This window comes from Streptomyces sp. NPDC052016, from assembly GCF_044548445.1.
GTDB lineage: Bacteria > Actinomycetota > Actinomycetes > Streptomycetales > Streptomycetaceae > Streptomyces.
Genome location: NZ_JBIUBX010000009.1, coordinates 134,573 through 153,827, shown reverse-complemented (window position 1 = coordinate 153,827; position 19,255 = coordinate 134,573). Strand labels below are relative to the sequence as shown.

Annotated in this window: 18 protein-coding genes; 12 read left to right on the top strand and 6 right to left on the bottom strand. The window is 71.3% G+C overall.

What is annotated here, in order from left to right:
• The first annotated feature begins 300 nt into the window (after positions 1-300).
• The 6 genes from rsmA to ACIHAR_RS13705 all read left to right on the top strand — a co-directional run bounded on the left by rsmA (position 301) and on the right by ACIHAR_RS13705 (position 9,263).
• Positions 301-1,173, top strand: a complete 873-nt coding sequence (gene rsmA / locus ACIHAR_RS13730; protein WP_400019315.1) for a 16S rRNA (adenine(1518)-N(6)/adenine(1519)-N(6))-dimethyltransferase RsmA — start codon at positions 301-303, stop codon at positions 1,171-1,173.
• The gene (locus tag ACIHAR_RS13725; protein WP_365463691.1) at positions 1,170-2,075 is read left to right on the top strand and encodes a 4-(cytidine 5'-diphospho)-2-C-methyl-D-erythritol kinase; all 906 of its coding nucleotides are present in this window, start codon (positions 1,170-1,172) and stop codon (positions 2,073-2,075) included. The genes rsmA and ACIHAR_RS13725 overlap by 4 nt, the downstream gene beginning before the upstream one ends.
• Positions 2,076-2,148: 73 nt before the next feature.
• Positions 2,149-3,957 carry an ABC-F family ATP-binding cassette domain-containing protein gene (locus ACIHAR_RS13720; protein ID WP_400019312.1) on the top strand — a complete coding sequence of 603 codons (1,809 nt, stop codon included), beginning with the start codon at positions 2,149-2,151 and terminating at the stop codon, positions 3,955-3,957.
• A gap of 291 nt (positions 3,958-4,248) precedes the next feature.
• The gene (locus ACIHAR_RS13715) at positions 4,249-6,054 is read left to right on the top strand and encodes a PQQ-binding-like beta-propeller repeat protein (RefSeq protein ID WP_400019310.1); all 1,806 of its coding nucleotides are present in this window, start codon (positions 4,249-4,251) and stop codon (positions 6,052-6,054) included.
• 73 nt (positions 6,055-6,127) lie between these two features.
• Positions 6,128-8,275 carry a PQQ-binding-like beta-propeller repeat protein gene (locus ACIHAR_RS13710; protein ID WP_400019308.1) on the top strand — a complete coding sequence of 716 codons (2,148 nt, stop codon included), beginning with the start codon at positions 6,128-6,130 and terminating at the stop codon, positions 8,273-8,275.
• 280 nt (positions 8,276-8,555) lie between these two features.
• On the top strand, positions 8,556-9,263 hold the full coding sequence (locus tag ACIHAR_RS13705) for a LuxR C-terminal-related transcriptional regulator (RefSeq protein WP_384650184.1): 708 nt from the start codon (positions 8,556-8,558) through the stop codon (positions 9,261-9,263).
• A gap of 11 nt (positions 9,264-9,274) precedes the next feature.
• On the opposite strand, the gene ACIHAR_RS13700 is transcribed toward ACIHAR_RS13705, so the two are convergent.
• Entirely contained in the window at positions 9,275-9,481 is a 207-nt protein-coding gene (locus tag ACIHAR_RS13700) for a DUF397 domain-containing protein (RefSeq protein WP_400019305.1), read from the bottom strand.
• A gap of 8 nt (positions 9,482-9,489) precedes the next feature.
• The gene (locus tag ACIHAR_RS13695; RefSeq protein WP_400019303.1) at positions 9,490-10,341 is read right to left on the bottom strand and encodes a helix-turn-helix domain-containing protein; all 852 of its coding nucleotides are present in this window, start codon (positions 10,339-10,341) and stop codon (positions 9,490-9,492) included.
• A gap of 192 nt (positions 10,342-10,533) precedes the next feature.
• Here ACIHAR_RS13695 and ACIHAR_RS13690 point away from each other — a divergent pair, with 192 nt between their 5' ends.
• Positions 10,534-10,947: an ATP-binding protein gene (locus ACIHAR_RS13690; RefSeq protein ID WP_400019302.1), complete on the top strand. Its 414-nt coding sequence runs from the start codon at positions 10,534-10,536 to the stop codon at positions 10,945-10,947.
• A gap of 164 nt (positions 10,948-11,111) precedes the next feature.
• Positions 11,112-11,441, top strand: coding sequence for a hypothetical protein (locus ACIHAR_RS13685; protein WP_400019300.1), 330 nt, complete (start codon positions 11,112-11,114; stop codon positions 11,439-11,441).
• Positions 11,442-11,587: 146 nt separating this feature from the next.
• Here ACIHAR_RS13685 and ACIHAR_RS13680 read toward each other — a convergent pair whose 3' ends face one another.
• Together ACIHAR_RS13680 and ACIHAR_RS13675 are read right to left on the bottom strand one after the other, a co-directional pair.
• Entirely contained in the window at positions 11,588-11,974 is a 387-nt protein-coding gene (locus ACIHAR_RS13680) for a hypothetical protein (protein WP_365463676.1), read from the bottom strand.
• A gap of 36 nt (positions 11,975-12,010) precedes the next feature.
• Positions 12,011-13,690, bottom strand: coding sequence for a sodium:solute symporter family protein (locus ACIHAR_RS13675; RefSeq protein ID WP_400019298.1), 1,680 nt, complete (start codon positions 13,688-13,690; stop codon positions 12,011-12,013).
• Between the two features lie 184 nt (positions 13,691-13,874).
• Here ACIHAR_RS13675 and galT point away from each other — a divergent pair, with 184 nt between their 5' ends.
• From galT to galK, 3 genes are read left to right on the top strand one after another with little or no spacing between them, the layout of a single operon-like run.
• Entirely contained in the window at positions 13,875-14,936 is a 1,062-nt protein-coding gene (gene galT / locus ACIHAR_RS13670) for a galactose-1-phosphate uridylyltransferase (RefSeq protein ID WP_400019296.1), read from the top strand.
• A complete protein-coding gene (galE, locus tag ACIHAR_RS13665) occupies positions 14,933-15,901 on the top strand; it encodes a UDP-glucose 4-epimerase GalE (protein WP_365463668.1) in 969 nt (322 codons plus the stop codon). Before galT ends, galE begins: the two co-directional genes overlap by 4 nt.
• The gene (gene galK, locus ACIHAR_RS13660) at positions 15,901-17,058 is read left to right on the top strand and encodes a galactokinase (RefSeq protein ID WP_365463666.1); all 1,158 of its coding nucleotides are present in this window, start codon (positions 15,901-15,903) and stop codon (positions 17,056-17,058) included. The genes galE and galK overlap by 1 nt, the downstream gene beginning before the upstream one ends.
• Positions 17,059-17,107: 49 nt before the next feature.
• Here the strand turns inward: galK and ACIHAR_RS13655 are convergent, their stop codons facing one another.
• On the bottom strand, positions 17,108-17,563 hold the full coding sequence (locus ACIHAR_RS13655; RefSeq protein ID WP_365463663.1) for an N-acetyltransferase: 456 nt from the start codon (positions 17,561-17,563) through the stop codon (positions 17,108-17,110).
• Positions 17,564-17,823: 260 nt separating this feature from the next.
• Here ACIHAR_RS13655 and ACIHAR_RS13650 point away from each other — a divergent pair, with 260 nt between their 5' ends.
• The gene (locus ACIHAR_RS13650) at positions 17,824-18,597 is read left to right on the top strand and encodes a response regulator transcription factor (RefSeq protein WP_365463660.1); all 774 of its coding nucleotides are present in this window, start codon (positions 17,824-17,826) and stop codon (positions 18,595-18,597) included.
• 121 nt (positions 18,598-18,718) lie between these two features.
• Here the strand turns inward: ACIHAR_RS13650 and ACIHAR_RS13645 are convergent, their stop codons facing one another.
• Entirely contained in the window at positions 18,719-19,216 is a 498-nt protein-coding gene (locus tag ACIHAR_RS13645; RefSeq protein ID WP_057600602.1) for a MarR family winged helix-turn-helix transcriptional regulator, read from the bottom strand.
• Between the last annotated feature and the right edge of the window lie 39 nt (positions 19,217-19,255).

The following is a 19,255-nucleotide window of genomic DNA, read 5'->3' as shown; positions in this document are numbered from 1 at the left end:
CCCGCCGCCGGCCGAACGGTCCCGCCGGGCCGCGGGCGGTCCTGCCGCGTTACGGCGCGGTCGAGCCGTGAACCGCGGGGCGGTTGTGCCGCCACCGTCGCCTGCTGCCGCGTTCCGGCGCGGTCGAGCCGCAAACTGCGGGCAGTCGTGCCGCCTGGGGCGGCACGGGTGGGCGCGGCGGCACCCCGCCGGCGCCGGGCTGCGCGTCCCACCCCCCGGCACCAGCCCCCCGCACCCGCGCCGCCCGGCGACCCGGCGACCTGGGACGGCCGGGCCCGGCACCCCCCGTACCCTTGTCCCGTGAGCAGCCCCTCCCCCGACGCCCTCCTCGGCCCCGCCGACATCCGCGAACTCGCGGCGGTCCTCGGCGTGCGCCCCACCAAGCAGCGCGGCCAGAACTTCGTGATCGACGCGAACACCGTCCGCCGGATCGTCCGCACCGCGGAGGTCCGCCCCGACGACGTGGTGGTCGAGGTCGGCCCCGGGCTCGGGTCCCTCACCCTCGCGCTGCTGGAGGTCGCCGACCGGGTCACCGCCGTCGAGATCGACGACGTGCTGGCGGGCGCGCTGCCCGCGACGATCGCGGCGCGCATGCCGGAACGCGCGGAGCGCTTCGCGCTGGTGCACTCCGACGCGATGCACGTGACCGGGCTGCCGGGCCCCGCCCCGACCGCGCTGGTCGCGAACCTGCCCTACAACGTCGCCGTGCCCGTGCTGCTGCACATGCTCGACACCTTCCCGAGCATCGAGCGCACCCTCGTCATGGTCCAGTCGGAGGTCGCCGACCGCCTCGCCGCCCCGCCCGGCTCGAAGGTGTACGGCGTGCCGTCCGTGAAGGCCAACTGGTACGCCGAGGTCAAGCGGGCCGGCGCCATCGGGCGCAACGTCTTCTGGCCGGCGCCGAACGTCGACAGCGGGCTGGTCTCCCTGGTCCGCCGGGCCGAGCCGCTGAAGACCACCGCCTCGAAGGGCGAGGTCTTCGCCGTCGTCGACGCGGCGTTCGCACAGCGCCGCAAGACGCTGCGGGCCGCGCTCGCCGGCTGGGCCGGTTCCGCCGCGCGGGCCGAGGAGGCGCTCGTCGCGGCCGGGGTCTCCCCGCAGGCGCGCGGGGAGTCGCTCACCGTCGAGGAGTTCGCGCGCATCGCCGAGCACAAGCGGAAGGACTCCGAGTGACCGTCACCGTGCGCGTGCCCGCCAAGGTCAACGTGCAGCTCGCCGTGGGCGCCGCCCGCCCCGACGGCTTCCACGACCTGGCGAACGTCTTCCTCGCGGTCGGCCTGTACGACGAGGTCACGGCGGCCCCGGCCGAGGAGCTGCGCGTCACCTGCGAGGGCCCGGACGCCGGCCAGGTCCCCCTGGACCGTACGAACCTGGCCGCGCGGGCCGCCCTCGCCCTCGCCGAACGGTACGGCCGCAGCCCCGACGTGCACCTGCACATCGCCAAGGACATCCCCGTCGCCGGCGGCATGGCGGGCGGCAGCGCGGACGGCGCGGCCGCGCTCGTCGCCTGCGACGCGCTGTGGGGCACCCGCGCGAGCCGCGACGAACTCCTCGACATCTGCGCCGAACTGGGCAGCGACGTGCCCTTCAGCCTGGTCGGCGGGGCCGCCCTCGGCACCGGCCGGGGCGAGAAGCTGACCGCCCTGGAGGTCGGCGGAACCTTCCACTGGGTGTTCGCGATGGCCGAGCGGGGGCTGTCGACACCGGCCGTGTTCCGTGAGTTCGACCGCCTGGCCGAGGGCGTCGACATCCCGGAGCCCGTCGCCTCCGACGCACTCCTCGACGCCCTCGCCGACGGCGACCCGGACGCCCTCGCCGCCGCCGTCTCCAACGACCTCCAGCCCGCCGCCCTCTCGCTCTTCCCCGAGCTCGCCGGCACCCTCGCCGCCGGCCGCGCGGCGGGCGCCCTCGCCGCGCTCGTCTCGGGTTCGGGCCCGACCACCGCGTTCCTCGCGCGCGACACGGCCTCCGCGACGGAGATCGCCGAGACGCTGCGGACGTCCGGGACCTGCCGGAGCGTGCGCACCGCGTCGGGGCCGGTGCCGGGCGCGACGCTGCTCGGCGGGCGCCCCTGACCTGCGGGGGAACGGTCACCGACCGGCGCACATTACGCTGGGAGGCTGACCGATCCCCCCGGGCAGGAGAGAAATGGCCGTCAACCTGGTCAATGTCGAGAACGTCAGCAAGGTGTACGGCACGCGTGCCCTGCTCGACGGCGTCTCCCTCGGCGTCTCCGAAGGGGACCGCATCGGCGTGGTGGGCCGCAACGGCGACGGCAAGACCACCCTGATCCGGATGCTCGCCAAGGTGGAGGAGGCCGACACCGGGCGGGTCACCCACTCCGGGGGCCTGCGCCTCGGGGTGCTGACGCAGCACGACTCCCTCGACCCGGCGGCCACCGTCCGGCACGAGGTCATCCGGGACATGGCCGACCACGAGTGGGCCGGCAACGCCAAGATCAGGGACGTCCTCACCGGCCTCTTCGGCGGGCTCGACCTCCCCGGCTTCCCCCAGGGCCTCGACACCGTCATCGGGCCGCTCTCCGGCGGCGAGCGCCGCCGCATCGCGCTCGCCAAGCTGCTCATCGACGAGCAGGACCTGATCGTCCTCGACGAGCCCACCAACCACCTCGACGTCGAGGGCATCGCCTGGCTCGCCCAGCACCTGCGCGAGCGCCGCTCCGCCCTGGTGTGCGTCACCCACGACCGCTGGTTCCTCGACCAGGTCTGCACCCGCATGTGGGACGTCCAGCGCGGCACCGTCCACGAGTACGAGGGCGGCTACTCCGACTACGTCTTCGCGCGCGCGGAGCGCGAGCGCATCGCGGCCACGGAGGAGTCCAAGCGGCAGAACCTCGTCCGCAAGGAGCTCGCCTGGCTCCGCCGCGGCGCCCCCGCGCGCACCTCCAAGCCCCGCTTCCGGGTCGAGGCGGCCAACGAGCTCATCAAGGACGTGCCGCCGCCCCGGGACAGCAGCGAGCTGATGAAGTTCGCGTCCTCGCGGCTCGGCAAGACCGTCTTCGACCTCGAGGACGTCACCGTCCAGGCCGGTCCGAAGGTGCTCCTCAAGCACGTCACCTGGCAGCTCGGCCCCGGCGACCGCATCGGCCTCGTCGGCGTGAACGGCGCCGGCAAGACCTCCCTGCTGCGGGCCATGGCCGAGGCGGCCCGGACGCAGGGCGAGGCGCAGCCCGCGGGCGGGCGGATCGCCGTCGGCCGGACCGTCAAGCTCGCCTACCTCTCCCAGGAGGTCGCCGAACTCGACCCGAACTGGCGGGTCCTCGAAGCCGTCCAGCGGGTCCGGGAGCGCGTCGACCTCGGCAAGGGGCGTGAGATGACCGCCGGGCAGCTCTGCGAGACGTTCGGCTTCGGCAAGGAGAAGCAGTGGACGCCGGTCGGCGACCTGTCCGGCGGTGAGCGGCGCCGCCTCCAGCTCCTGCGTCTGCTGATGGACGAGCCCAACGTCCTCTTCCTCGACGAGCCGACCAACGACCTCGACATCGAGACCCTGACCCAGCTCGAGGACGTTCTCGACGGCTGGCCCGGCTCGATGATCGTCATCTCCCACGACCGCTTCTTCGTCGAGCGGACGACCGACCGCGTCTTCGCGCTCCTCGGCGACGCCACCCTGCGGATGCTGCCGCGCGGCATCGACGAGTACCTGGAGCGCCGCCACCGCATGGAGGAGGCGGCCGCCGCCGCGGCCCCCGTACCGGCCGCCCAGAAGGCCGTCCCCGAGAAGAGCGCCGCCGACCAGCGCGCCGCCAAGAAGGAACTCCAGAAGATCGAGCGGCAGTTGGACAGGATCTCCGAGAAGGAGACGAAGCTCCACACCCAGATCGCCGACGACGCCACCGACTTCGAGAAGGTCGCCCGGCTCGACGCCGAACTGCGGGAGTTGGCGGGGGAGCGCGAGGAACTGGAGCTGCGCTGGCTGGAGCTGGCGGAGGACGCGTAGCGGGGGACGCGCCGCGGGGGCTGCGCTGCGGAGGACGTGGAGTCACGGCGCGCATCGAACGTGCGCGCCGTCCAACGCGGGGGCGCGTGCGCCGCGTGAAGGGGGCGTGAAGGCGCGTAACGACGGCATCACGGGCCGGTGCTCCCTTGGGAACAGGCGTGCAGCCGGGCCCGTGGGGCGTCCGTCCCGGGTGATAGAAAGAGCCGTCTGAAACCTTTTTGAGAACGACTCTGGGTCCGTCACGAACCTCAGGGCGTGGCTAAAAATCAGTGAACGAGGGGGAACACGCTGATGACTCAGCCGCCCAACCAGCCGCCGCAGCCCGGCGGTTTCGGAGCACCGCAGCAGCAACCGCCCCAGGACCAGCCGCAGCCTCCGCAGCCGCCGCACGCTCCGCAGCCTCCGCAGGGTGGCTTCGGCGCGCCGCAGATGCCGGCCCAGCCGCCGCAGTCCCCGCAGCCCGGTTACGGCTACCCGCAGCCACAGCCCCCGCAGCCCGGCCCCTACGGCGCCCCGGCCGCCCCCGGCCCTTACGGCGGTCCGCCGCAGCCGGGCCCGTACGGCCGGCCCGGCGGGCCCTACGGACAGCAGCCCGGTTACGGCTACCCGCCCCCGCCCGGAGCCCAGTTCCCCGGTGCCCCCGGCACCCCGCCGCCGCCCGGCGGGCGCGGCCCCTCCAGGAGGAAGCCCGCTCTGATCGCCGGGGCGGCGGTGGCGGCGCTGCTGGTGATCGGCGGCACGGTGTTCGTGGTCACCGGCGGAGACGACGGCGGGAAGAAGAAGCCCGTCGCCGGGCCGAGCGACGACGCGAAGGCGTCCACGAGCGGGAGCCCGGTCAACCCCGGTGACGGCAGCGGCGACGGCGGCGAGGACCCGGAGGACTTCAACGCGGACCGCAAGTCCGGCGAGGCCAAGGTGCTCTGGTACAAGGAGGCGCCCGACGCGCCCGCCTCCGGCGCCGACGCCCCCGGCATGTGGATCACCTCCAAGACCGCGGTGAAGGCCGCCTACAAGGATCTCGTCGCCTACAACGTCGGTGACGGCAAGCCGACCTGGGACACCATCACGTTCCCGCAGAAGATCTGTGCCGTCACCCCGCAGAAGACGGCGGACGACAAGGTCGTCGTCGCGTACATGAGCGGCACCAGCGACCGCGCCAAGTGCAACCAGCTCCAGCAGATCGACCTCAACACCGGCGCCAAGGGCTGGAAGGGCGTGGTCGAGGACGGCGCGCTGTTCGACAGCGCGATCACCATCGAGCTGTCCCTCGCGGGCAACACCCTGATGGTGGGCCGTTCGCAGTCCGGCACGGCCTACGACGTCCGGACCGGCAAACAGCTGTGGGAGAAGAAGAAGTACGGCGACGCCTGCTTCCCCACCGCCTTCGCGGGCGGCCCGAAGCTGATCTCGGTGGCCTCCTGCGACGCGAGCGGCGCCAACGAGCACGACGAGGTGCAGGAACTGGACCCGGCGACCGGCAAGGTCAAGTGGACCCAGAAGTTCGACAAGGGCTGGCGGGTCTCGCGGACCTACTCCGTCGACCCGCTGGTCATCTACAGCACCAACAGTGACAAGAAGGCCTGGAACATCTCGACGCTCAAGCCGAACGGCACGTTCCGTTCGCAGGTCTCCGTCGACGAGAACTTCCAGCCGGAGTGCGGCTGGGCCGTCCTGCAGCGCAAACTGACCGGCTGTGAGGGCACGGCCGCCGACGCCAACACCCTGTACCTGCCGACCGAGGCGACCAGCGGCCCCAATGAGATCGTCGCGATCGACCTCGGCACCGGCAAGGAGAAGTGGCGCGTGAAGTCACCGGCGGACGAGTCGATGCTGCCGGTGCAGGTCGAGGGCGGCAACCTCGTCGCCTATGTCGAGCCGTCGTACGACGCGGCCGGCCGGGTCGTGTCGATCCCCACGGGCGGCTCCGCGCACACGCCGACGACGCTGCTGCAACTGCCCGAGAGCACGATCGACCTCGAGGACGGCTTCTACTCGCGGGACATCGCCTGGGTCGACGGGCGCTTCTACCTCTCCTCCACCCGGCTGACGGGCAACGACGACGCGAAGGAGAAGCTGATGCTCGCCTACGGCAAGTGAGGCTGTCTCCCCGGTCCTTCCGTCCCGGCCCCGTGCCCCGTCTCCCCGAGCGTTCTCCCGAGGTACCCACACCATGACCCAGCCGCCACCCACGCCGCCGAACCAGCCCCCGCAGGGCACGCCCCAGGACCGGCCCCCGCAGCCCGCGCAGCAGCAGGGCGCCTTCGGCGCGCCCCAGCCGCCGCAGGCCCCCCAGGACGCCCCGCCGCAGGACGCGACTCCCCAGGACGCCCCGCCGCAGGACGCCCCGCCGCAGGGCGGTTCCGGCGCCCCGCAGCCGCCCGCGGCGCCGCCGGCGCCGCCCGGGGGCCCGCAGCTCGGCAAGTCGCCGGGCGACCCCACGCCCCAGCAGGCGGCGCAGAACCGCCAGGCGCCCCAGGCCGGTCAGCCCCCGCAGGCTCCGCCGACCCCGCCGCAGCCCCCGCAGCCCCAGCCGGGCTACGGCTACCCGCAGGCGGCCCAGCCCGCCCAGCCGCCGCAGCCCCCCACGGGCCCCGGCTACGGCTATCCGAACCAGCAGGCACAGCCGGGCCAGCCCGCGCAACCGGGTCAGCCGAACCCCTACGCCCAGCAGCCCGCGTACGGCCAGCAGCCTCCGTACGGCCAGCCGCCGGCGTACGGCCAGCAGCCCGCGTACGGCCAGCCGCCCGGCTACGGCTACCCGGGGCAGCCGGGCCAGCCCGGTCAGCCGGGTTACCCGGCCGGCTACGGCTACCCCGGCCAGCCGCCGACGATGCCCATGAACGCCCAGCCCGGCGGGCAGCCCGGCTCGGGCCGGAAGATGAACGCCCAGGTGGCCATCATCGTCGCCGCGGTGGTCGCGATCGCGCTGATCGTCGGCGGCGGCGTCTGGTACGCGAAGTCGGGCGACAGCGGCAAGAAGGACGACACCGCGAGCTCCGGCGGCACGAACGGGGGCGGCGACGACAAGGGCGGCACCGGTGGCACGTCCTCCTCGGGATCCGAGAAGGTGCCCTCCGACCCCGCCTCCAAGGTCCTCTTCCAGCTCCCGTCGCCCCCGGTCGCCAAGGACGACAGCGTCGTCGTGACCGGCTCCTGGCTGACCGAGAAGGCGTACGTGAAGTCGGGCGTCGCCGAGGTCGTCGGCTACGACCCGGACAAGGGCACGAAGCTGTGGACGATCAAGCTGCCCGGCCCGGTGTGCACGGCCAGCAAGTACGCCACCGAGGACGACAAGACGGCGATCGTCTTCCAGCCGAAGATGCCGCCCAAGGACTCCTCGGCCGGCTGCACGCAGGTCGCGGCGATCGACCTCGCCGCCGGCAAGCAGCTGTGGACGAAGAGCGTCTCGTCCGGCGACTACCCGGTCACCTTCGACAACGTCACGGTCAGCGCGAACACGGTGGCGCTCGGCGCGACCGAGGGCGGCGCGGCCTTCGACATCACCACCGGCAAGCAGCTGTGGGCCCCCAAGCCCGCCGACACCTGCTACGACTCCGGCTACGGCGGCGGCGCCAAGCTGGTCGCGGTGCGCAAGTGCGGTGACTACGACGCGCGCGAGCTGCACATCCAGACCATCGACCCGGCCTCCGGGAAGGTGCTCTCCGAGTACAAGATGGCGACCGGCATCGAGTACGCGAGCATCGTGTCGACGGACCCGCTGGTCGTGGCCGCCGACGTCGGCGACAGCGCCCAGGACGGCAGCGGCATCTCCGACTTCTTCTCCATCGACAACAAGACCGGCAAGCTGAAGACCCGCATCTCCGCGCCGGGCGAGCAGTTCGCGGCCCGCTGCGACGGCATCACCAAGATCGAGCACTGCACGGGCCTGGCGGTCGGCGGCAACCGGTTGTACATCCCGACCGAGGAGCACGACGGCACCGGGGAGTACAGCCGGACCAACGAGATCGTCGCCTTCGACCTCACCACCGGCAAGCAGACCGGCCAGCGCGCCGACGCCGGCGACGGCTACGAACTCGTCCCGCTGCGCATGGACGGCAACAACGTGATCGCGTACAAGCGGGCGCCGTACGACGAGGGCGGGCAGATCGTCAGCATCGACGGCGGCTCGTTCAAGCAGACGAAGCTGATGCAGAACCCGTCGACGGAGGCCGTGCGGGACGCGGAGTCCAGCATGCTCCCGGAGTACTCCGAGATCATCTACTCCCAGGGGCACCTGTACATGTCCGCGGTGTACGCGGACGACTCCAGCTCCGGCGACAAGGAGTACCTGGCACTCGCCTTCGGCACGAGCGGCTGATCGCGGGCGTCCGCTCGCCCCACCGGGTGCCGCCGACGGCCCCGCCCCGCTCGGGGGCGGGGCCGTTCGCGTACCGCTCGTCACCCTCACAGGAGAGGAAGTTCGGCGATCCGGGCACTTCTGACGAGTAGGGGGAGCGCAACGTCGAACAAGCGTGTAGCTTCCGGGGGCATGAAGGACGAGGTGCCGGGGGGCACCTTTTGTCTGTCGGAATCTGGCTGTTTCCGGCTTTGCCTGTTTGCCCGTGTGGGCATCCATGGGGGGACTGGGGGGTTGCTCGATGGGAGTGCGGCTCATGGTGGTCGACGACCACCGTCTGCTCGCCGAGGCCTTGGCCTCGGCGTTGAAACTGCGCGGGCACCGCGTGCTCGCCGCGGCGGCGCCCGCCGCGGGCGCGGCGGAACTCGTGATCACCCGGGCACCGGAGGTGTGCCTGCTGGGGACGGCGACCCCGGCCGAGCCGGGCATCTTCGACCCGGTCGTACGGATCAAGCGGGAGCGGCCCCAGGTCGCCGTGCTGGTCCTGGGCCCGGTGCCGAGCCCACGCGGCATCGCGGCGGCCTTCGCGGCCGGCGCCTCGGGGTACGTACGGCACGACGAGCGCATCGAGGGCGTCGAGCGGGCGATCATGAAGGCGCGGGCGGGCGAGGCGGCGGTCGCGCCGCAACTCCTGCAGGGCGCCTTCAGTGAGCTGCTGAACCCGGCCGCCCAGCCCGACGACGAGGGTCAGCGCCTGCTCCAGATGCTCACCCCGCGCGAGGTCGAGGTCCTCGTGCGTGTCGCCGACGGCGAGGACACCCGCCTGATCGCGGCCGGCATGGGCATAGCCCCCTCCACGGCCCGCACCCACGTCCAGCGCGTGCTGATGAAACTGGGCGTCGGGTCACGGTTGGAGGCCGCGGCACTGGCCGCCAGAACGGGCCTGCTGGACCGGGCGGGACCGTTGCCGCACGGTCCCCGGGACATGGCACAGGGGCCGGAGTCCTGAATCCTGGCTCATCACGCCGCGCCGACCACTCCGCCGCCCGCCCGTATGCCCGCGAGGAGGTGGGCCATGGCGGTGGGGGTGGCGGTGAGGGCGGTGGCAGGGGTGTCGCTCTCTCGGAGGTGGATCTCTCCGGGGGAGGCGGCGAGTTCGACACAGGTGTCGCCTTCGCCGCCACCGGAGAACGTGGACTTCTGCCAGTGCAGGGCGTGTTGGTCCATCGCGTACCTCACAGCTCCTTCGTCAGGCGGTGGATGAAGTCCCGTGACGCCACGGGGTCCAGTGACGCCTCCCTCACCCTACGGAAGAGTGTTCGGAGCTGTTTCAACTGCGCTTGCGCGTCGATGAAGAGAACGCCGGTGGGGCTGTCGCGAAGCCCGGTGTCCAGTTCGGGCACGGGCCCTGCCAGGTACATCATCGAGGCGGCAGCACCGCCGAATCCGTCCTGGTCGGTGGGAATGACGCGCACGCTGACGTGGCCTTGTTCGATCTCGTCGAGGATGCGGCGGAGTTGCGCGAGTGCGACCTGGCGGTCGGCAACGCGGACGCGCAGCGCGAACTCGTGGACGATCGTCTCGTACGGCATGGGGTTGTCGCCCTCGATCACGCAGCGTCGCCGCATCCGGTGTTCGACGCGGGGTGCCAGCTCGCTCTCGGGAAGTTCCGGACGCACGTAGCTGAAGACGGCGCGGGCGTAGTCGGGGGTCTGGAGCAGGCCGGGAACGTAGGTGATGACGATCTCCCGCAGGGCCGTCGCATGGTGTTCCGCCTCGGCCACGTCCAAGTGCACCTGCGGAAGAACGCCTCGGTATTCCTCCCACCAGCCACGTGTGCGGTCGGTGGCCATGGACACGAGGGCCTCGATCAACTCTTCGTCCGTGCAGGCGCAGTGAGCCGCCAGCCTCCGTAGTCGCTCCTCGCTGATGGCGGAGCTCCCGGCCTCGATCTGACTCATGTGGGCCGAGCTCGACCCGAGAAGCGCGGCCACCTCCTTGGCCGGCTTCCCCGCAGCATCTCGCAGTTTGCGCAGCTCGGAGCCCAGACGGACCTGTCGTGCGGTGGGCTGGTTCCGCATGGTCATCCGCGTAACTGCCTCTCTGGAGCTACTCGTTCGAGGGTCAGATTACGGGAGCCGGTTGCAGGGGTAGGAATTTCTACCCTACCGTCAGTGACGCGACCTTCACGCAGCGGAAGCGCACCGCTCCGTCCAGCCATGGCGGCTGCGGCACTGCCACCGCACCCCAACCACCCCCCTCACTGCCGGAGTTGACGCATGCCCACAACTGAAGCCGCATCCTGGGAGTACTCCCTCTACATCCCCAACGACCCCAGAGCCGTCCCCGTCTCCCGCCGCACCCTGCGCCTGATCCTCACCCTCCACGGTCTGATCCACCTCGCCGACACCGCGGAACTGATCGCCACGGAGCTGCTCGCCAACGCCGTCCAGCACACCACCGGCCCCGCCGCCCTCCGCGTCCGCTACACGGACGGCGTACTGAGGGTCGGCGCCTGGGATGCCGACCCCGAACCCCCCGACCCACCCGCCAAGCTCGACGAACTCACCGACGCCGAGGGCGGCCGGGGCCTCGCCCTGGTCCGGGCCTGCGCGGACGTCTGGGGCTGGCAGCCGCTCTCCCGGTTCGGGCACCGGGGCAAGTACGTCTGGTGCGACCTGGCCGTCGCGTAGTGCCCAGCCCCTCGTATGGGGGCCTCGATCCCCCGATTGGTGTCCGTTTGTTTGCCGTGGTCGGCCCCGGCGTGTTGGAGTGCAAAAGGTGCAATCGTAACATACGGTGCACAATCGTAACGTTCCGTGCTCGGACGGAGCGCAACCAGACTGAAAGGTACGTAATGCGCAAGCTTCGCAAGGCCGCTCTCGTGGCCGCCATGATCGGAAGCCTCAGCATGGCCGGCGCGGGCGTCGCCTCCGCCACGGACTACGCCAAGTCCACGGACGGCGGGGACGACGTCAGGCAGTGCCTGCAGAACGCTCAGGCGGGCAACCAGGAGGCGGGTGGCCTCATCAGCGCCCTGAACAACCTGAACGTCAACGTCCTCGGCGTTCAGACGATCTCCAACTCGGCCCAGAACTCCTGCGTCATCGGGGACAACTCCTTCTCGGCGAACTTCAACGAGGTGGAAGCCGACAGGAACGACGCCGGTCTCCTGAACCTTCTCTGAGCGGCTTAACCGAGGCGGCTCCGGGATCCAAGAACTCCGGATCCTGGAGCCAGCTCGTGCCGTCAGCAGGCGGCATCGCCTGACATAGCCGTACGGGGCCGGGACCCCCGCCGCACCTGGCGGGCCCCGGCCCCGTACGCATGCCGCTACTCGCCCCGCGGCCGCTCGCCCTCCGGCGACGCCGCCTCCGGCGGCAGCGTCGGCGTCGGGTGCGACGTCGGCCGCAGCTTCAGCCACACCAGGAAGAAGATCCCCAGCAGCAGCATGCCCAGGCCGGTCCACAGGTTGATGTTGATCCCCTGGGCCTTGTCGATGGCTGCCTGGTCGTCGGTCAGGCCGACGATCATGACGATGACGCCGTAGACGACGAACAGGCCGCCGATGATGCGGCGCAGGTCGAAGATGCGGGCCGCGGTCTCGGACTTCTCCTCGAGTTCGGTGACCTCCCGCTGGACGTCCGCCTCGGAGAATCCCGCATGCCGCAGTCGCTCGGCTGCCCTGGCCCGCTCGTCGGGCTCGAATTGCTCAGACATGGTCTTTCCATCCTCCCGCGATCGGCGTCGGCGGGCTCAGAACGAGAACGGGATGTAGCAGGCGGCGGCCAGGATCACCGCGCCCCAGCCCAGCAGGGCCGGCTTGCGGTACCAGGCCTCGTCGCCCGGCGCGGGCGGCTCGGCCATGCCGGGGGAGCGGGTGCCGTAGACGAGGCCCTGGAGCTCCTCGGTCGGCTTGGGGGCGGTGAAGAGGGACACCGCGAACATCACCACCGCGCCCGCCACGAAGCCGGCGATCGCCGAGACGAAGTTGGCGCCCTGGTCGGTGGGGATGTCGATGATGCCCTGCTTGTAGATCCAGAAGTAGTTGACCATCGCCGCCGTGGTGCCGGCGAGCAGTCCCCAGAAGCCCGACTTCATCGACGCCCGCCGCCAGAACATGCCGACGATGAAGACGACGAACATCGGCACGTTGAAGAAGGAGAACAGCGTCTGGAGGTAGGCCATGATGTTCGAGAAGGAGGAGGCCAGGAACGCCGTGCCGATCGACGCGAGCACACCGATCGCGGTGATCAGGCGGCCGAAGCGGACGTAGTAGTCGTCCTGCCGGCCCACCACCACGTACTTCGCCCAGATGTCGTTGGTGAAGACCGTGTTGAAGGACGAGACGTTGGCCGCCATGCCGGCCATGAACGCCGCCAGCAGGCCCGTCACCGCGATGCCGAGCACGCCGTTGGGCAGGAGCTGTTCCATCAGGTACGGGATGGCGTCGTTGTACTGCAGGTCGGAGTTCGCGGTGCCGATGTTCGGGACCAGGGCCGCCGCCACCAGGCCGGGGATCATCACCAGGAAGACGATGAAGATCTTCGGGAACGCGGCGATAAGCGGGGTGCGCTGGGCCGCGGAGAGGTTCCTCGCCGACAGGGCGCGCTGGACCTCCGCGAAGTTCGTCGTCCAGTAGCCGAAGGACAGCACGAAGCCGAGGCCGAGGACGATCGTCAGCCAGTTCGCGCCCAGCGGGTTGTCGCTGCCGATGCCGGTGCCGCCCCAGGCCGTCACGAAGTCGTCGCCCCGGGTCGTCGTCAGCGTGTCGGTCAGGCCGTCCCAGCCGCCGGCCCTCTTCAGGCCCAGCACCGTCAGCGGGATCAGGGCCGCCAGGATCACGAAGAACTGGAGCACCTCGTTGTAGATCGCCGACGACAGGCCGCCCAGGGTGATGTACGCGAGGACGAAGAAGCCCGCGACCACGATCGCCACCCACTGCGGCCAGCCCAGCAGCGCCTCGACGACGATCGCGAGGGCGTACAGGTTCACGCCCGAGATCAGGATGGCGGCGAAGGCGAACAGGACGGAGCTGAGCAGGTGCGCTCCCCGGTCGAAGCGCAGCAGCAGGAACTCGGGGACCGATCGGACCTTGGAGCCGTAGTAGAACGGCATCATCACCAGGCCGAGGAAGACCATGGCCGGGATGGCGCCGATCCAGTACCAGTGGACCGTGTACGCGCCGTACTGGGCGCTGTTCGCGGCCATGCCGAGGATCTCCGTGGCCGCCAGGTTGGCGGAGATGAAGGCGAGGCCGGTGATCCAGGCGGGCAGGGAGCGGCCCGAGAGGAAGAAGTCGAGGCTGGTCTTCACCGAGCGGCGGGCGGCGAAGCCGATGCCGAGGACGACCACGAAGTAGATCCCGAGGATCGTGTAGTCCAGCCAGTTGGTCGGAAGCCGTAGCTCCGCCGCGAGATACGTGGGGGTTCGCATGCGCTGCTCACTTCGCTTGGTGTTCTCTGTTTGGTTGTGGTGGTGACTTTCGTGGGGGATTGTGGTTTGATGTGTTCGGTTCTGTTTGAAGCATGAACTGCATGATCGTTTCGACCGTCACGGCTGTTCCGGCCGATTCGATCGGCTCGATCTGCTGTGCTCGGTGTACGGATGGAGAGTCGCGGTGAAGAAGACCTCGACCCGCTTGGCCGACGGTCGTGAGCTCATCTACTACGACCTGCGGGACGACTCGGTGCGCGACGCGGTGGACCGCCGCCCGCTGGAGCCCACGGTCACCACTTCGGAGGTACGCCGGGACGCGCTCCTCGGCGACTGTGTCGCCATCGCCTCGCACCGGCAGGGGCGCACCTACCACCCGCCGGCCGACGAGTGCCCCCTGTGCCCGTCGCAGGGCGAGCGGCTCAGCGAGATCCCCGACTCGTCCTACGACGTCGTCGTCTTCGAGAACCGCTTTCCCTCCCTCGCCGGCGACTCCGGGCGCTGCGAGGTCGTCTGCTTCACCTCCGACCACAACGCCTCCTTCGCCGACCTCACCGAGGAGCAGGCGCGACTGGTGCTCGACGCGTGGACCGACCGGACGTCCGAGCTGTCGCATCTCCCCTCCGTGGAACAGGTGTTCTGCTTCGAGAACCGCGGTGCCGAGATTGGCGTGACCCTGGGTCACCCGCACGGGCAGATCTACGCCTACCCCTTCACCACCCCTCGCACCGCCCTGATGCTGCGCCAGGTGGCCGCCCACAAGGACGCCACGGGCGGCGAGAACCTGTTCGACGCGGTACTGGAGAGGGAACTCGCCGACGAGCGGGTCGTCCTGGAGGGTGAACACTGGGTCGCCTTCGTGCCGTACGCGGCGCACTGGCCGTACGAGGTGCACCTGTACCCCAAGCGCCGCGTCCCCGACCTGCTCGGCCTCGACGAGGACGCGCGCACAGAGTTCCCCAAGGTCTATCTGGAACTGTTGAGGCGCTTCGACCGGATCTTCGGGGAGAGTGAGCCTCCGACGCCGTACATCGCCGCCTGGCACCAGGCGCCGTTCGGCCACCTGGAGGACTTCGAGGGCGTCAACCGCGACGACTTCGCGCTGCACCTCGAGCTTTTCACCATCCGCCGTACGTCCGGCAAGCTGAAGTTCCTCGCGGGTTCCGAATCCGGCATGAGCGTGTTCATCAACGACGTGCCGCCGGAGCGCGCGGCCGAGCGACTGCGAGAGGTAGCGAGTTCATGAGCGGCAAGTACCTGGTCACGGGTGGCGCGGGATACGTCGGCAGCGTCGTCGCCCAGCACCTGCTGGAAGCGGGACACGAGGTCGTCGTCCTCGACAACCTGTCCACCGGCTTCCGCGAGGGCGTCCCGGCCGGTGCCTCCTTCATCGAGGGCGACATCCGCGACGCCGCCAAGTGGCTCGACGCCTCCTTCGACGCCGTCCTCCACTTCGCCGCGTTCTCCCAGGTCGGCGAGTCGGTGGTGAAGCCGGAGAAGTACTGGGACAACAACGTCGGCGGCACCATGGCCCTGCTCGGCGCCATGCGCGAGGCCGGCGTGCGCAAGCTGGTCTTCTCCTCGACGGCCGCCACCTACGGCGAGCCGGTCAGCACTCCCATCACCGAGACCGACCCGACCGCGCCGACCTCCCCCTACGGCGCCTCCAAGCTCGCCGTCGACCACATGATCACCGGCGAGGCCGCCGCCCACGGGCTCGGCGCCGTCTCGCTGCGCTACTTCAACGTGGCCGGCGCCTACGGCGCGTACGGCGAGCGCCACGACCCCGAGTCGCACCTCATCCCGCTCGTCCTCCAGGTCGCGCAGGGCAGGCGGGACGCGATCTCCGTCTTCGGCGACGACTACCCGACCCCGGACGGCACCTGCATCCGCGACTACATCCACGTCGCGGACCTGGCCGAGGCCCACCTGCTGGCCGTCGAGGCCGCCACCCCCGGCGAACACCTCATCTGCAACCTCGGCAACGGCAACGGCTTCTCCGTCCGCGAGGTCGTCGAGACCGTCCGCAAGGTCACCGGCCACCCGATCCCCGAGGTCGTGGCCCCCCGCCGCGGCGGCGACCCGGCGGTCCTGGTCGCCTCGGCGGCCACCGCCCGCGAGCGGCTCGGCTGGAATCCGTCCCGCGCGGACCTCGCGGGTATCGTCGCCGACGCGTGGGAGTTCACGCAGAAGATCGCAAGGGAGCAGTAGTGGCGGCACAGCAGCAGGTCAGGGACGCCTTCGTCACGCTGTACGGGGCCGAGCCCGAGGGCGTCTGGTCGGCGCCCGGCCGCGTCAACCTCATCGGTGAGCACACCGACTACAACGACGGCTTCGTGATGCCCTTCGCGCTGCCGCACACCGCGGTCGCCGCGGTCTCGCGCCGCGAGGACGGCCGGCTGCGCCTGCACTCGGCGGACGTCGAGGGCGGCGTCGTCGACCTGGCGCTCGACGACCTCGCCCCCGAGTCGGACAGCGCCTGGACGGCGTACCCGGCCGGCGTGGTCTGGGCCCTGCGCGAGGCCGGCCACCCCGTCACCGGCGCCGACGTCCACCTCGCCTCCACCGTCCCCTCGGGCGCGGGCCTGTCCTCGTCGGCGGCCCTCGAGGTCGTCGTCGCGCTGGCCCTCAACGACCTGTACGACCTCGGCCTGCAGCGCTGGCAGCTCGCCCGCCTGTGCCAGCGCGCCGAGAACGTCTACGTCGGCGCCCCCACCGGGATCATGGACCAGACCGCGTCCGCCTGCTGCGAGGCCGGCCACGCCCTGTTCCTCGACACCCGCGACCTCTCCCAGAAGCAGATCCCCCTCGACCTGGCCGCCGAGGGCATGCGCCTGCTCGTCGTCGACACCCAGGTCAAGCACGCCCACAGCGACGGCGAGTACGGCAAGCGCCGCGCCGGCTGCGAGAAGGGCGCGGCCCTGCTCGGCGTCGACGCCCTGCGCGACATCGCCTACGCCGACCTGGACACGGCGCTGGAGCGGCTGGGCGACGAGGAGGAGATCCGCCGCCTGGTCCGCCACGTGGTGACGGAGGACGAGCGCGTCGAGCGGGTCGTGTCCCTCCTCGAGGAGGGCGACACCCGCGCCGTCGGCCCGGTCCTCACCCAGGGCCACGCCTCCCTCCGCGACGACTTCCGCATCTCCTGCCCCGAGTTGGACCTGGTCGTGGACACCGCTCTCGCCTCCGGCGCGCTGGGCGCCCGGATGACCGGCGGCGGCTTCGGCGGCTCGGCGATCGTCCTCGTGGAGGACACCGACGTCGACACCGTCACCAAGGCGGTCGTGGAGGCCTTCGCCGCGGCGGACTTCACCTCGCCGCGCGTGTTCGAGGCGGTGCCTTCGGCGGGGGCGCGGCGGCTCGTCTGAGCTTCCTCGCAGGTGTGGCGGCCCGCGTCTCCCGTCGACGCGGGCCGCCTCACCCCAGCCGCTTCGTCAGCGTGAACTCCGTGAGCCCGGGCGGGTAGTCCTCGATCACGCACGCCACCTCGTACCCGAGCTTCTTGTAGAACCCCGGCGCCTGGAAGTCCCACGTCTCCAGCCGCACCCGCCGGCAGCCCCGCTCCTCCTTCGCGAGGCGTTCGGCCTCCGTGAGCAGGTTGGTGCCGAGGCCCGTGCCGCGGTGGCGCTCGTCGACCCAGAGGTAGGTGACGTGCAGCCAGGTGGTCCAGGTGTGGCCGACGAGACCGCCGGCCAGTTCGCCGGCCGGGTCCATGGCCCACACGTGCAGGGGGGCCTCGCGTTCGGCGGGCGTACCGCGCAGGGCCCGCAGGATCGGGGAGGCCGCCGTGTTGGTGTCCAGGAGCCGCGAGCGGAGCAGATCACGCCGGGTCCTGTCGACTTCTGTCTCAAGACGAAACATGCGGCTCACCATAAACGTGCAGGACAGCCAGTTCTGCAAATTGCCTTCCGCTCCCCGCCCACAGCCCTACCCTGTGAACAGCACCGGTGGGGGCCGGTGCTGATCAGGGGGCGAGACAGTCGGGTACGGCGCCCGCGGTGGGGGTATCGATGTCTGCACGGCGGCGGCCGTGCGGTACGCACCACCCTGCGGGCGTCGTGTCCGCGCCGGTCGTCGTTCTCCGGACCTGGGGTATCCCCTGCTCTGTGAAGGAGCCTGGGGAAGGGGGTTTCGTGGTTCGCATCCGAGTTCTGGTCGTCGACGACCACCGTATCTTCGCCGAGTCGCTCGCCGCCGCACTGGCCGCCGAGCCCGACGTCGACGTCTCCGCCGCCGGCAGCGGCCCGGCGGCCCTGCGCAGCCTGGAGCGCGCGGCCGCCGAGGGACGCCGGTACGACGTGCTGCTCGTCGACGCCGACCTGGGCGGCCATCTGCCGGGCGTGCGGCCCGCGGTGCCCGTGCAGGAGGTGGGCGAGGACGGGCTCGTCGACGGGATCTCCCTCGTCACCGGCGTCCGTGCCGCCCAGCCGCACGTCCGGGTCGTCGTCCTCGCCGAGAAGGACGACCCGCGCCGCGCGGCCCTCGCCCTGCAGGCCGGGGCGTGCGGCTGGGTCGCCAAGGACTGCTCGCTGTCCCGGCTGCTCACCGTCATCCGCGGGGTGCTGCGCGAGGAGACGCATCTGCCGCCGGCCCTGCTCACGGGCGTGCTCAAGGAGCTGACCGCCGCGCGCAAGCACCGCACCGAGAGCGAGCGGCTCGTGGAGTCCCTCACCCCGCGCGAGCGGGAGGTGCTGCGCTGCATGGTCGCGGGACTGGGGCGCAAGGCCGTCGCCGAGCGCCTGTTCCTCTCCCCGCACACCGTCCGCACCCACATGCAGAACGTCCTCGGCAAACTGGGCGTGCACTCCACCCTGGCCGCCGTCGCCCTGGCCCGCCGCGCGGGCGTGGGGCCGGTGGATCTGGGGCCCGCCGGACGGATCATGTCGGAGGAAAGCAGCACCGCCTGATGGGTACCGGACAGCAGTAGCGCTCCGAAGGGGCGCGGGGAACTGCGCGACCAGCCGCGACGGCGCCGCAGCCGAACGAGGGCACATCGCGGCACCACCCACGGCTGTCCCAGCGGAGCGCCTAGCCGGGGATGTTGTCGAACGGCGCGGTCAGCTGGCGCAGCAGGCCGGCCAGTTCACCGCGCTGGGCGTGCGACAACTCGGCCAGGATCGCCCGCTCCTGGTCGAGCAGCCCGGCCAGCGCCTGGTCGGCGCGGTCCTTGCCGTCGTCCGTGAGCCGCACCAGCACACCGCGCCGGTCGCTCGGGTCCGGCAGCCGCTCCACCAGGCCCTTCTTCGCGAGCCGGTCGATGCGGTTCGTCATCGTGCCCGACGTGACCAGCGTCTGCGTCAGCAACTGCCCCGGCGACAACTGGTACGGCGCCCCGGCGCGCCTGAGCGCCGTCAGGACGTCGAACTCCCAGGGCTCCAGCTGGTGCTCGGAGAACGCCAGACGGCGCGCCCGGTCCAGATGCCGGGCCAGTCTGCTCACCCGGCTCAGCACTTCCAGCGGCTCCACGTCGAGGTCCGGGCGCTCCCGGCGCCACGCTGCGACCAGCCGATCGACCTCGTCCTCCATGACGATCAGTGTAGTGGTTGTGTCGACGTGAAGTCTCTT